Origin of the sequence: Desulfopila aestuarii DSM 18488, assembly GCF_900143695.1 — a bacterium.
Lineage (GTDB): Bacteria > Desulfobacterota > Desulfobulbia > Desulfobulbales > Desulfocapsaceae > Desulfopila > Desulfopila aestuarii.
This window is the reverse complement of record NZ_FRFE01000002.1, coordinates 96828-109748: the sequence shown is the minus strand read 5'-3', so window position 1 is coordinate 109748 and position 12921 is coordinate 96828. Positions and strand designations below refer to the sequence as shown.

Annotated in this window: 12 protein-coding genes; 10 read left to right on the top strand and 2 right to left on the bottom strand. The window is 47.6% G+C overall.

Annotated features, from left to right (window positions below):
• Positions 1-10 precede the first annotated feature (10 nt).
• Positions 11-490 carry a hypothetical protein gene (locus tag BUF15_RS02260; RefSeq protein ID WP_143170612.1) on the top strand — a complete coding sequence of 160 codons (480 nt, stop codon included), beginning with the start codon at positions 11-13 and terminating at the stop codon, positions 488-490.
• 256 nt (positions 491-746) lie between these two features.
• Here BUF15_RS02260 and BUF15_RS02255 read toward each other — a convergent pair whose 3' ends face one another.
• Entirely contained in the window at positions 747-2087 is a 1341-nt protein-coding gene (locus BUF15_RS02255) for a transporter (RefSeq protein ID WP_073611831.1), read from the bottom strand.
• Between the two features lie 857 nt (positions 2088-2944).
• Here BUF15_RS02255 and BUF15_RS02250 point away from each other — a divergent pair.
• The 7 genes from BUF15_RS02250 (at position 2945) to BUF15_RS02220 (ending at position 10018) form a co-directional block, all read left to right on the top strand.
• Positions 2945-4006: an extracellular solute-binding protein gene (locus BUF15_RS02250; protein WP_073611830.1), complete on the top strand. Its 1062-nt coding sequence runs from the start codon at positions 2945-2947 to the stop codon at positions 4004-4006.
• Between the two features lie 101 nt (positions 4007-4107).
• Entirely contained in the window at positions 4108-5190 is a 1083-nt protein-coding gene (locus BUF15_RS02245; RefSeq protein ID WP_073611829.1) for an ABC transporter ATP-binding protein, read from the top strand.
• Entirely contained in the window at positions 5187-6044 is an 858-nt protein-coding gene (locus BUF15_RS02240; RefSeq protein WP_073611828.1) for an ABC transporter permease, read from the top strand. Before BUF15_RS02245 ends, BUF15_RS02240 begins: the two co-directional genes overlap by 4 nt.
• On the top strand, positions 6041-6901 hold the full coding sequence (locus tag BUF15_RS02235; RefSeq protein ID WP_073611827.1) for an ABC transporter permease: 861 nt from the start codon (positions 6041-6043) through the stop codon (positions 6899-6901). Before BUF15_RS02240 ends, BUF15_RS02235 begins: the two co-directional genes overlap by 4 nt.
• A complete protein-coding gene (locus BUF15_RS02230) occupies positions 6898-7728 on the top strand; it encodes a glycerophosphodiester phosphodiesterase (RefSeq protein WP_073611826.1) in 831 nt (276 codons plus the stop codon). Before BUF15_RS02235 ends, BUF15_RS02230 begins: the two co-directional genes overlap by 4 nt.
• A gap of 157 nt (positions 7729-7885) precedes the next feature.
• Positions 7886-8641 carry an enoyl-CoA hydratase/isomerase family protein gene (locus tag BUF15_RS02225; protein ID WP_084553381.1) on the top strand — a complete coding sequence of 252 codons (756 nt, stop codon included), beginning with the start codon at positions 7886-7888 and terminating at the stop codon, positions 8639-8641.
• Positions 8642-8941: 300 nt separating this feature from the next.
• The gene (locus tag BUF15_RS02220; RefSeq protein WP_084553380.1) at positions 8942-10018 is read left to right on the top strand and encodes a D-alanyl-D-alanine carboxypeptidase family protein; all 1077 of its coding nucleotides are present in this window, start codon (positions 8942-8944) and stop codon (positions 10016-10018) included.
• 207 nt (positions 10019-10225) lie between these two features.
• On the opposite strand, the gene BUF15_RS02215 is transcribed toward BUF15_RS02220, so the two are convergent.
• Positions 10226-10750 carry a universal stress protein gene (locus tag BUF15_RS02215; protein WP_073611823.1) on the bottom strand — a complete coding sequence of 175 codons (525 nt, stop codon included), beginning with the start codon at positions 10748-10750 and terminating at the stop codon, positions 10226-10228.
• Positions 10751-11198: 448 nt separating this feature from the next.
• Between BUF15_RS02215 and BUF15_RS02210 the strand changes: the two genes are divergently transcribed.
• Together BUF15_RS02210 and BUF15_RS02205 are read left to right on the top strand one after the other, a co-directional pair.
• Positions 11199-11519, top strand: a complete 321-nt coding sequence (locus tag BUF15_RS02210; protein ID WP_073611822.1) for an ArsR/SmtB family transcription factor — start codon at positions 11199-11201, stop codon at positions 11517-11519.
• A 94-nt stretch (positions 11520-11613) separates the two neighbouring features.
• The gene (locus BUF15_RS02205) at positions 11614-12912 is read left to right on the top strand and encodes a permease (protein ID WP_073611821.1); all 1299 of its coding nucleotides are present in this window, start codon (positions 11614-11616) and stop codon (positions 12910-12912) included.
• Positions 12913-12921: the final 9 nt, after the last annotated feature.

The following is a 12921-nucleotide window of genomic DNA, read 5'->3' as shown; positions in this document are numbered from 1 at the left end:
GGGGATACGCATGCATGCCAATAGGAAGAATAAAGCACTCTGGAGTTGGCTGGTTATCTTTCAAATCGCCCTATTCACAATGTATCCTTTTGTGGGCCAGGCAGAATTGGTTCTGAATCTTCAAGCAGAAATCGCAACGGATGCGGAGCTTGATGTAATGCGGGGAGGTTTTACTTCCGGTGATGGTCTCGAAATATCCTTTGGCATAGAACAGGCAGTTTTGATCGATGGCATCCTTAAGGTAGCGACAAGCATCAATACTTCATCAATTGCAGGAATGCTCGCAAGGCAGACAGGCACCTCTTCATCGCTTCCCATAAGTGCCGAAAAAATTCAATCTCAACTGACAACTGTCATTCAAAACAGTCTTGATCAGCGTATTATCGACAAAATCACCGTGATAAACGCATCTGTAAACAGTTTATCTCTGACACGGCAGTTGAATACGATCAATGCAATTCAACAACTCAATATGGCCGCCAGAAGATGATGCGACCCCATGCCAAGTGACAGAAGAAACCAAGGCCATTTGTTTACAGTCGCCAATGGCTATTTCCTTCTGTGGTTCATCACTCTCAAAATTTCCCTACCAGAAGTTCTCCTTTTGGTCACTTTGTTCGGAAGCCTGCTTGAACTAAATGGAGCACCTGAGAATCGATTATAGATCTGAGTTATGCGGTTCACAAATGGGTTCTCTGCCTCAAGGGTCAATTTCCCATTTAATCCCATTTCTCCCTTCCAGGTCGTTAAAATATATTACACGGTACCTTGATGGTGATTTGTGCATCGGGAGCGGCCTCTGTAATTCCAAGCCCCAGCGAAACAACGACACTCAAATCATCGCGAACGAGATAGGAGTAGCCTATCATAAGAATACCGAGCTGGACATCCACCTCGTCATCAATTGTATTACCATCAATCTTGTTTTTCATTACGATTGTATGATCATATCCGAGACTGAACGACGCTTTTTCGTTGAGTGCCAACCCCATACCAAAGCTGAATCCATAGAAATCACCTGGATCGAAATCTCCGAAGTATACACCGTCAACCACACCAATATCTCTTTCAACATTCCATGTATAGCTGAGACTTCCAAAAAAGACGGCAGGATCAGATGGATAAATAAACGTGATTCCCGGCTGAATCCCCCAGAACCCCGACCCAGTCGGTGATTCAGTATATAAAAGTGTTTCCGGATCATATTCGACATCAAACGGGCTTGTGCCGGTATCACTTTTAACTCGGAGGCTGGCGATAAATGACGGGCCACCCACCTCCTGCCGATTCAACTGATAACGAACCGCCATATCGATGTCACCGAGACCATATCCATCTGTTGAGGAATGGGCAACGTTGCTGTCTGTAGCAAAGGGGCTTGTCGATGCCTCCTCATATCTATACACATAAGGTATCCTCCCCTCGATTTCCAAGCGATTTGTCAAACCGTAGCGAGCAGTTATGCCGGCAACAAATGTATCGCGGGATATTCTGCGTACATCAATCAAACCAATAGTTATAGCAGGAATTATTGTATATCCGACAAGAGATAGTTGATCGCTTGAAGAATAGGAGTACATAAAAGATGGCTCCAGGTTGAGAGAACCTTTAGGAGTCAACACACCTGGTTGATCAAATATGGACGAAACATCGAGCGGACGCTTTGCCTCAGATTCTTCCGGTGGTTTACCCACTGGTTGAATACCTTGTGAGCTGTTAGCCAATTGCTCTTTAGTTGGTGTTGCTGCAGTTTTTTGGGGCGATTGTTTCTCAGGGCTGTCTGTCGCAGAACCGTCTCTTTTTCTTTGAGGGCTGACCAAGGCAGTGAGTTCATCTATTCGTTGCTGCTGGTCTGCCAACTGTTTTGCCATTTGTTGTTGATACTGATGGAATTGCTGTGTTTGCTCCAGCATTGCCTGTTTTTGCTTCTCCAATTCTCGGCGTTGCATCTCGATACTTTCAAGGAGTTTCTCTTTTTCCTGTGTTGTCGTATCAACCGTTTCACTGATGCAGATGTCAGGCATGGTTAACAACAGAGACCCTGCTAGCGAGACACGCAATACAGAAAGAACCTTTTTCCCCATCATGGTGTACTCTCAATAGTGTCAAAGTGAGAACATTCATGGGCAATCATTACATAGATCCGTGAGGACCTGCCGAGAATGCATACCACTGCTACCAGAATGACAATAGCAGCATTTGAAGATATTGCTAACAGATAACAGAAAAAAGATAATTCAAAGAATGAACTCAATATCTCAAAAAATAAATTACCAACCCTAAGAGATACCTGTCAAGGAATATGGGCATTTATCGGGTGCTTCCTAACAATAATTGCAAATGAAAAATTAAAATGACAAGCATAGTGCCTTTGAGATAGAACGATGCTGGCCAGATTATCCAAAATACCATCTTGTTTTGGAAACGAGTTAATTGACATCATGCTCAACATCCTTCAAATAAGGTTCACAATAGCCATGGAAAACACCGAGGTGCTCCTTACCTTAAGGAGAACGTCATAGCTTGGCCAGCGTCCGTTTTTAAACTATTCCACAATTGTCAGATTTCTTGTGGCAATTTTTATTGAAAATTACTTCAACGAAATTAAGAACTTTTCTGATGTGGTTAGATTTCTATTAATATTCAATATCTTTAGTGAAACAAGTTGCCCGATCAAACAAGACCTGCTAACTTGTTCGTGCAGTCAAGAGCTGCTGTCGTTTTTGTTACAAATCTTCTAGGCAGGAATTTTTATAGTTACATCAGGTTATAACGATATCATCGTTTAACCAAGCGCTTTATGATTTGGGATATGTTTCACCTTTTCGTAAAGGAGCGGTTGTATTATGTTGAACCATGAGCTGAACATCATCAAAATTGACCTAGACGGTTGGTGGTACTGGAATAGAAATATCAACTCAATAACTATTACAAGGAGATTATTATGAAAAAACTGTTTGCCGTAACAACATTTGCGTTAATGGGACTGGCATTAAACGTACAAGCTGCTGAATCACTCAAAATCCTTACCTGGAAAGGATACGCCCCTCAGGAACTGGTTGAGAAGTTCGAAAAGGAAACCGGAATGAAGGTTGAGCTGACCTTTACCAACAATGAGGAAATGATAGCCAAATTGAGGGCTACAAGGGGTGCCGGCTTCGACCTTGCACAGCCGAGTCAGGACCGTATCTCGTCTGTTCAGGCTGAATACAAAATTTATCAGCCAATGGATTACAACAAGATCAAGAGTGATCAGATCATCGCCTCGATGCTTGAGGCGGTAAAGAAAAACACCAAGGTCGGGGAAGACTCCTATGGTGTTCCTTTCTGCTACGGAACTTCAGGCCTTATCGTCAACACCAAGCTGGCTCCGGAAGCCAAGGACTATTCCGCTCTGCTTGATGAAAAATACTCCGGTCGTATCAGCTACCGTCTTAAGCGGCCGACGCTGATCGGTCTGGCGTTTGCCAGTGGAGATGATCCTTTTGCCAAGTATAGCGATCCAACAGCCTACAAGGCGCTCATGGACTCGGTTGCTGAGAAAATGATTGCTGCCAAGCCCTATGTGAAAAATTACTGGTCAAATGGTGATGCCCTGCTCGAGATGGTGCGTAGCGGTGAAGTGAGTGTGGCAATGGGTTGGGATAATGGCGGCTGGAAACTTCATGGCGAGAATCCCGATATCGATTTTGTGGCCCCGAAGAGCGGCGCCCTTGGTTGGATTGACACCTTCGCCATCCCGGCTAAGGCGAAAAATGTTGATGGTGCTTACCAGTGGATCAATTTCATGCTGCGTCCCGAAAACGCAGCAGTATTTTCCAATACAGAAAAATATGCCACAGCATCCAAGGATGCCGGACAGTATCTCGACGCAGAGGTCCGTGACAACATCAGTCGCTCATTTACCGCTGCCGATATCGACAATATTAAATGGTATCCGCCGGTTGGTGCTGAAATCGAGCAGATGGAAGGAAAAATTCTCGACATGGTGAAAGCTGCCAATTAAAATTTGCTTTTTTCACTTATCGGATATTCAATTTCACCATGGTGACGCCGTTTCCCAGCAGGAAACGGCGTCACCGTTTTATTTACAACCCGGAAAATAGAATGGCCCCTGTTCTCGAAATACAAAATCTCAGGAAAGAGTTTGATGCATTCACCGCTGTCGACACCCTTAACTTCCAGGTGGAGGAAGGGAGTTTTTTTTCTATTCTTGGTCCATCCGGCTGCGGCAAAACCACACTGCTGCGTATGATTGCCGGCTTCCAGGAACCTACAAGCGGAACACTGTGTATTCGCGGCAGGGACATGAGTGAGGTGCCTCCAAATCGACGGCCGGTTAATCTGGTTTTTCAGAACCTGGCACTGTTCCCGATGATGAATGTTCAGGAAAATATCGCCTTTGGTCTCAAGCGTCAGGGGGTGGGAAAAGATGAAATTCGTAAACGGGTCGATGCAATGCTTGAGCGGGTCGATCTTACCGGTTACGGAAAAAAGAACATTTCCCAGCTTTCGGGTGGCCAGAAGCAGCGAGTTGCCATCGCCAGGTCTCTTGTCTTGGAACCTTCCCTGCTGCTCCTTGATGAACCCCTGGGTGCACTGGACCTGAAACTCCGGGAACAGATGAAAATCGAATTAAAAAAGCTCCAGGCTGAGGTGGGTACCACCTTTATGTATATCACCCATGACCAGTCGGAAGCGCTCGTGATGTCGGATCGGGTGGCTGTAATGAACAGAGGCAGGTTCGAACAGATCGACAGCCCCAGAAATCTGTATGCCAATCCGGCAACCAGGTTTGTTGCCGGATTCGTCGGTGAAACCAATATCCTGCCGGTTTCAGTAGTCAGTCGTTCACCACTGAAAGTGGTAACCTCTTTCGGTCTGGAGCTGCAGGCGACCCAGGTAAACGATTCGAGCAGTGATGAGTTGGACCTCTTTATCCGACCCGAAGCCATCATCCTGCAGCATGATGGTGGCGGTGATGATTTCAACCGGTTTTCCCTGACGGTCCGCAATATTCTCTTTGACGGCTCCAATACCAAGATTCTCGCGACTATAGGTGCAAGTGATTATGAATTGACAGTGGCCTTGCCGCAGAATGAGCAGTTTGCGCATATCGGCAAAGGTGATGTTATTGATGCCGGCGTTCATCTTAGTAGTTGTCGCTGTTATCCAAGGGAGGCGGCATGAAAACACATTTTCGCCTCGGCCTCTTTATTTTTCTCACTCCGGTCCTGCTCTGGCTGCTGCTGCTGATTGTCGTACCGCATCTCGAATTGTTGATGATGTCGCTGCAGGGCAAGGACGATATGGGGAAAGCCGTCTGGACCTTTGCCAATTATCGGCACTTTTTTGTCGAAAAAATCTACTGGTATACCTTTGTCCGTACCGCCCTGTATGCAATTACAGTGACGGTGCTGACCTTTTGCGTGACCTTTCCGGTCGCTTTCTACATAACCAAGGTCGTCTCCCCGAAATTTTCCGGTTTCCTGACTATTCTGCTGTTGATGCCATTCTGGGTGAGTGAACTTGTTCGTGTATATGGCTGGATGATCCTGTTACGTGAAAGCGGGGTTATTAATCATCTTCTGGTCAGTTCTGGGTTGATGGATTCCCCTGTGGAGATGCTTTACAATGATATCAGCATGCTCATGGGTCTTGTCTATACGTCCATGTTGTTTATGGTCGTGCCACTGATCTCTGCCCTTGAGGGCATGGATGACAGCCTGATAGAAGCTGCCCATGATCTCGGTGCTTCGCCGCTGACGATTTTCTTTCGAATCATTATTCCCTATGCTGCACCGGGTATAACTTCAGGGTCAATTGTTGTTTTTATGCTGGCACTTGGCAACTACCTGACCCCGAAACTGATGGGCGGAAAGAATTCGCTCTGGTTCACCGAGCAGATTTACAATGAGTTTATTGCCAGTTTTAACTGGAATCAGGGTGCTGCGTTCGGTTTTCTGCTGCTTGCGCTCAGTTCAGTTATCATCTGGTTTGGCTTGAAATTGAGCCGCCAGGAACTTGGGAGGGCATTATCATGATCCGTACACTCCCACAGCCAAGAAGCTACTCGACAAGTTTTACCTGTTACATCATTCTTTTTTACGTCTTTTTGTTCGCACCGCTGGTCATCACCTGCATCCTTGCCTTCAACGACTCCAATTTTCCGTCCTTGCCCTGGAAAGGTTTTTCTTTGGACTGGTTTCTGGCAGACGGGCCTGATCGCATAGGTCTTTTTCATGACCGATCGAATCTAACTTCGATCTGGGTCAGTGCGAAGACCGCCTTCTGGGTGTCGATATTGTCGGTGACGGTTGGCACCATGGGGGCCTTTCTGTTTGAGCAGGAGGAGTTCCGAGGTAAGCAGGCCCTGTATTTTCTGGCACTGACACCATTGGTTATTCCTGGCGTTATCCTGGGTATCTCCCTGCTGCTTACAGCCAACAGTCTCGGTATTTTCTTTGAGGATCGGTTTGGCCTGGATATTGAGCTACTCCGCCCCAGCTTCTGGCTGGTGGTTCTCGGTCAATTCTCCTTTATTGCTACTTTTGTACTGCTTGTGGTCTCTGCGAGGCTGAAGAAGTTCGATGCTTCACTTGAAGAAGCCGCTCTCAACCTCGGGGCTACCAGGCGTCAGGTTATCCGTCATATCACGCTGCCGTTTTTACGGCCGGCCCTTGTGGGTAGTGGAGCTGTCGCCTTTCTCATGAGTTTTGAGAATTTCAACACCACGCTCTTTTTGGTGGGATCGGAGACGACATTACCCATTAATCTCTATTTGCAGGTGCGTGATGGCTCAACGCCCATCATTAATGCGGTATCTTTTCTCTTGATTGTTTCTACTTCAACCCTGGCGGTTATCAACCTGATTGTAAGCAAGCGTGGAGAGGGAAAATGAGCTTTTTTTACAGCTTTGATAACAGGCAATATGTTTCTGCGCATCGCGGGAACAGAAGCATCCGTCCTGAAAACAGTCTTTGTGCATTTACCGCGAGCATCGGATGCTGTGATTTTATCGAAGTTGACGTCCAGATGAGTCGGGATGGGGTCGCGGTCATCCATCATGACGAAGTATTAGGCAGGACCAGCAATGGCGCGGAGCTTGCCACCAGGCTTGGCAAGCCGTCGCTGCGTCTTGATAGCTGGGATCTGGCTGAGCTTCGACAACTTGATATCGGGTCATGGTTTTTAACCGTTGATCCTTTTGCCACCATATCACAAGGGATGGTCTCACCGGATGATCGGAATTTGTGTATGTCCCAGACGATTATGACGCTGTCCGAGTTGCTCAATTGGGCCAAAAATTCCCGGATTCCGCTGAATGTCGAAATAAAAGATCAGGAAGGGGGCAGACATGACAGCACAATTGTCGACACCGTTTTGGCTGCTGTTGCCAGTGCCGACTATACAGAATCAACCCTTATCTCCTCATTTCGTCACGATTACCTGCGGCAGGTAAAACAAAAGATGCCGCAGATCGCCATCGGCGTGCTGCAGGAAGAGGAACACCCCGATAACCTTTTGCAATATCTTGCCGCCCTTGATGCTCAGGCATATCATCCGGATGTTGAGATAACCACTCCGGAACTGATTCGCGAATTGCGTGGGGGCGGATTTGGGGTCAATATCTTTACCGTGAATGATCCAGCTATTGGCCGCGACCTGTTCAGTTTTGGGGCAACAGCAATCTTTAGTGATTTTCCACGCCTTTTCAGACCCTGCTGAGTTTTCTCCTTGATTACATCGCAATTTGCTTACGTTGACGTAAACGCATTGCATGCGATCTTGATATGAGCTATATTTGCTATCCAGTTATTCTCGTTGACAAGCAAAAGTATTGTGAAAAATAATCTGGCTTGTTCTCAAACCTCTCAGGAGAAAGATGATGGAATCTGCAAAGTTTACCGATATTAGTGTTCGCTACGATAACCGGGTTGCCAGGATCACGATTAACAGGCCGGATAAGCTCAATGCAATTCGCATCAAAACTTATCGAGAGCTTATTTCCGCATTCGAATCGGCAGATGCATCATCTGATTGCAATATCATCGTCTTGGAAGGGGCGGGCGGCCAGTTTACAGCCGGCAACGACCTTACGGATCTGGTTGGTGGCGAGCAACTGCAGCTCATGGAATGTGTTCAGGGCATTTTTACTACGGTGGCAAACCTGAAGAAAGTCCTGGTAGCTGTTGTTGAAGGCGTTGCCGTTGGCATTGGTACAACAATCTTACTCCACAGCGATATTGTTATTGCCTCCAGTAAAACCAAATTTCGGGTGCCATTTGCTAATCTGGGTGTTGGTCCTGAGGGCGCTTCCAGCGTTCTTTTGCCTCAGGTAATTGGTCAGAAAATGGCTCGGGAAGTGTTGCTTACCGGGCGGTTCTTTTCAGCGGATGAGGCTTTCGCTTGGGGTTTGATTAACCGAATTTCCGAACCGGGCAAGGCCGCGGAGGTTGCAGAAGAATACATTTCGCAGTTACTCCAGCAGCCACTTGCTTCTCTCTTGAAAACAAAAGAACTTATGCGTGATTCACAGCCTGATGTTATCGCAGTGATTGAAAATGAGCTGAAAGGTTTCGGCGCGTTGTTGGAAACAGAAGAGACTCAGGCTCGAATTCGTGCCTTTTTAAAGCGATAAATCTGAAAGCCTCCTGGAAAAGTACTTTTCGGCCTGGTGGGGGCATTCTCTTTTGATTGGCAAATCGAAATAGCTTGCCAGTCTGATGAAACATCATTACGATAAATTCCTTCTCAGGCGATAGTAGGCGCCCTAACCGTTGTAGGTAGCGTTCATCCGGTTGGGGTGTCTTCGTGTACGTGTCGCCGATTCTGTCAGTATCCTGAATATCTCTTATGTAGCAAGGCTCTATTTCTCTGCCAAGCATGGGCTCGCCACTGCTTGGCCATGTATCAGTTCATTCTTTTCAGGTAAATGGTTATGAAGCGTATCGTAGTGTTGATTGTGGTCCTTTTGATTGCCGGCCAGAACAGTTGGGCCGCGCGTGCCAAGGTGGATTCCATTTCCAGGGATCCGTATGTCTCTGCTCTGGTTCTGGATGCGAATAGTGGCAAGGTCCTCTTTTCTGAAAATCCTGACTCCGTTGTGTATCCAGCTTCTGTAGTCAAATTGATGGATCTGCTGATTGTGCTGGAACGTATCGAACGGGGAGAAAACAGACTTGATGAGATGGTCCAGGTCACAGTTGAAGCTGCAAAGACTGGTGGTTCACAGGTGTATCTCGATCCGAAGGAACAATTTTCGATTGAAGACCTGTTGTATGCCCTGGCGGTGCAGTCGGCCAATGACGCGGCAGTTGCCCTTGCTGTCCATATTGGCGGATCAAAGGACGGATTTGTGGCGTTGATGAACCAGAAAGCTGCGGAACTGGGCATGAAGAACACCCGGTTCTACTCTGTGCATGGACTACCCCCGTCGGAGGGACAGAAGACGGACCAGACGACCGCAAACGATCTCGCGCTCTTATGTCGTGCCCTGGTGAGTCGGCCTGATGTGTTGCAATACACCAGCACCAGGGAACGGGGTTTTCGTGAGAATAAATTCATCATGCGGAATCACAACCATCTCCTTGGTCAGGTTGACGGGTGCGATGGTTTGAAAACCGGTTATTTTGAGGCTGCAGGATTTTCCATAGCAGCAACAGCCAAGAGAGGCGGAAACAGGGTTATTGCTATCGTTATGGGCAGTAAAGACCGTAAGGTGCGAGATGCCAAGACTGCGGAACTGTTGGGCAAGGGCTTTGCCCTTCTGCCGCCCAAACCTGAGCCTGTTCAGGTTGTCACAGCGCCTGCGCCAGAATCTCCTGCTGAAACAGCAGTTGCTGAAACAGCTTCTGTCTCGCAGCCAGCAGTTCCCATACAAGAGGAAGAGGTGGCCGACTCGTCAGAAGGTTTCGGCTGGGGTACATTTTTCCTTGGAATGATGGCGGGAATCCTGCTATCAGGCTGCGTGGCGTTCTTCTCTATGGGAAGGCGGCCTGTCAGGGGGTTGAGGTAGACATCGTTGAAAAACAATGTGTTTACGGACCGGCAACGTAGTGCGGCTGTACTATCGGCCGCAAACATCGTCCGGGGCGTTGCATTGAGTAAGTGTTGAGTATGCTTGGACCTTTCGATGAAAAAGCTGCTTCAGGGAAAGGTCCAAGTATGGGTATCAGTACCTGTTTCGCAGGTATGCTATGCGCGAAACACTGGCTGGTCTCGTTTAATCCTCGAAAGGTACCACAAGCACTGGAATCTTCGATACCTTGAGGACTTTTTTCAGAATTTTGTCTCCCAATGCCCCAGAGAGAAGGCCTTGGCTGGGGCAACCCATCACGATACACCGGCATCCTTCGTCTGTAGCGGTGCTGTAAATTTCGTCGGCGATAGACGGGCCTTCGGCGATCAGTATTTTATCGATGAAGGTATCGGTGTCGGTAAAGTTCAGTTTTCTTTCCTGCTCAAAGAACACCTTGGTCAGTGCCTGCTGGATTTTGCGTGCTTCGGTGTTTTTGCCGGTCAACACTTTCTGGGCTCTTTCCTGGTGTTCACGCCGGATATTCTGGTACTGATCATCACCAAAGATTGACATCATGTGCCTTTTGGCTTCCGGATTATCTACCAGCACATGAAGAATGGTGACCTTGGTGTTGAAATTGATCGCCATCAAAGCGGCTTGCTCGAAGACCTTGTGCATATTTATACTCAGGTCGGTGGCAAAGAGAATATTGCCTTTCTGCTGTTCCATCGTGTTTTCCTGTAATGAATGTTTATTTTCCGCTCATAAAAGATGATGGATTTTGCTGCAGTGGTGAGTAACTCCGGATGGAGTTGATTCGTTTCCAACAGCAACCTGCGTCGGCACAGGACGTCTCCATAGGAGCATGTTCCATGACCTGCATGCCATCATTCTCGTCGTAACCCAAAGAGGGTTTAGTATCTTCGATTTCTTATTTTATAGTTACATCGTGACAATTTGCACGCAATATTAATTGTTAGGGCGTGGCGAAGAAATGTGGTTTCTCGAATTTTTACTATCTTTTTGGGATGATGGATGCTCTCAGGAATGACTCAATCCGGTGATCAGTAACATTGATACAATAGTGTACATGAGGAGATATTTTGTATTTCCTGTCACAATATCGCTTGACATGAACATTTGGTGATTTTACCATATGAGCAATCAAGGAGACGCTATGACACCTCAAGAAAAAGCACTCATAGAAGCAAAGGCTAATGTATTCAAAGCATTGGGGCATCCGACCAGGTTGTGGATTGCCGAGCAACTGGCTGACGGAGAGCGGTGTGTCTGTGAGTTTGTTGAAAAAGTAGATGCTGATTTTTCGACAATCTCCAAACATCTTTCCGTGCTCAAACAGGCTGGCGTGGTCGTGGATGAAAAGCGTGGAAAAATGGTTTACTACCGGCTGAAGGTACCCTGCATCTTGAAGTATATGCCCTGTATCGAAGAGGTGGTTCAGGCAGGGATCCAGGAACATATCGACATGCTGGGCTGATTTTTTTTGGTTTTTATTTGGTATTTTGGCCAAATGTCGTCAACTTTCGCGGCTGGTCGTGAGGTTGAAAAGAATTGCATGGAGTGTGGTGAAGATGAACTGGAAAACGGAGTGGAAAAACCTGTTGTGGATTGTCGTCATTTTTGTCGGCTGCTTCTTTCTGCCGGTGGGGCATCCGCGTTTTGACAATGCCATTATCGAGGCGTTTCAATTGGTTAAATGGTATGCCCGTGAGCATGTACTGCTCTGTCTTGTTCCCGCTTTTTTCATCGCAGGTGCTATCGGGGTATTTGTCAGTAAGACCGCAGTAATGAAATATCTCGGACCTGAAGCCAACAAAATCGTGGCGTATGGTGTGGCGGCGGTGTCAGGCTCCATTCTGGCCGTCTGTTCCTGTACCATCCTGCCGCTTTTTGCCGGTATTTATCGGATGGGTGCTGGGCTGGGGCCGGCCACCGCTTTTCTCTACTCCGGACCTGCCATCAATGTCCTGGCTATTGTTCTTACCGCCAGCGTTCTTGGCCCTGAGATGGGTTTGGCGCGGGGTATCGGTGCCGTGGCCTTCAGCATAATTATCGGACTGTTGATGGCTTTTTTCTTCCGTAAGGAGGAAAGCCAGAAAGCGGCAGTGAAAATGGCGTTGCCAGAGGAGCCGATGGCCAGGACTCTCGGGCAGAACGCACTCTACTTCTTTTCCATGGTAGCGATTCTGGTGTTTGCGAACTGGGGGAAACCGCAAGAACCTGATGGCATCTGGGCTGCGATTTACGGTGCGAAGTGGTGGGTTACCTCGGGCTTTGCCTTGCTTTTTGGTGTGATCCTTTGCCGGTGGTTTAATATTCACCTCTGGAAAGTGGCATCGACTGCGGTTGCCGTTGCCCTTGCAGCGGTCATTTTTCCAAATTATCTCGAGGTGGCTTTTGCTGTTGGCTTTATCGGACTTGCCATTTTCACCAGTCTGGAGAAGGGCGAAACCGGGCAATGGTTTGTTACCTCCTGGGATTTTGCCAAACAGATTCTGCCGCTGTTGCTGGCCGGTGTACTCATTGCCGGAGCGTTGCTCGGACGGGTAGGGCATGAGGGACTGATTCCTTCGGAATGGGTTGCTCGGGCGGTTGGGGGAAATTCTCTTATGGCAAACTTTTTTGCCGCCTTTGCCGGAGCATTTATGTATTTTGCCACCTTGACTGAGGTTCCGATTCTGCAGGGTCTTATTGGCAGCGGCATGGGAAAAGGCCCGGCTCTGGCTCTGCTGCTGGCCGGTCCGGCGCTCAGTTTGCCCAATATGCTGGTGATACGCAGTGTTCTTGGCACGAAGAAAACGCTCGTTTTTGTTGCACTGGTGATCGTTATGGCTACTATCAGCGGGATACTTTTTGGAACATTTTTTTAATTACTTGAG

Bases quoted from the DNA above. Each gene is read 5' to 3' on its own strand.
- BUF15_RS02255 (WP_073611831.1), bottom strand. From the start codon at position 2,087: ATGATGGGGAAAAAGGTTCTTTCTGTATTGCGTGTCTCGCTAGCAGGG.
- BUF15_RS02240 (WP_073611828.1), top strand. From the start codon at position 5,187: ATGAAAACACATTTTCGCCTCGGCCTCTTTATTTTTCTCACTCCGGTC.
- BUF15_RS02260 (WP_143170612.1), top strand. From the start codon at position 11: ATGCATGCCAATAGGAAGAATAAAGCACTCTGGAGTTGGCTGGTTATC.
- BUF15_RS02225 (WP_084553381.1), top strand. From the start codon at position 7,886: ATGATGGAATCTGCAAAGTTTACCGATATTAGTGTTCGCTACGATAAC.
- BUF15_RS02205 (WP_073611821.1), top strand. From the start codon at position 11,614: ATGAACTGGAAAACGGAGTGGAAAAACCTGTTGTGGATTGTCGTCATT.
- BUF15_RS02230 (WP_073611826.1), top strand. From the start codon at position 6,898: ATGAGCTTTTTTTACAGCTTTGATAACAGGCAATATGTTTCTGCGCAT.
- BUF15_RS02245 (WP_073611829.1), top strand. From the start codon at position 4,108: ATGGCCCCTGTTCTCGAAATACAAAATCTCAGGAAAGAGTTTGATGCA.
- BUF15_RS02250 (WP_073611830.1), top strand. From the start codon at position 2,945: ATGAAAAAACTGTTTGCCGTAACAACATTTGCGTTAATGGGACTGGCA.
- BUF15_RS02235 (WP_073611827.1), top strand. From the start codon at position 6,041: ATGATCCGTACACTCCCACAGCCAAGAAGCTACTCGACAAGTTTTACC.
- BUF15_RS02220 (WP_084553380.1), top strand. From the start codon at position 8,942: ATGAAGCGTATCGTAGTGTTGATTGTGGTCCTTTTGATTGCCGGCCAG.
- BUF15_RS02210 (WP_073611822.1), top strand. From the start codon at position 11,199: ATGACACCTCAAGAAAAAGCACTCATAGAAGCAAAGGCTAATGTATTC.
- BUF15_RS02215 (WP_073611823.1), bottom strand. From the start codon at position 10,750: ATGGAACAGCAGAAAGGCAATATTCTCTTTGCCACCGACCTGAGTATA.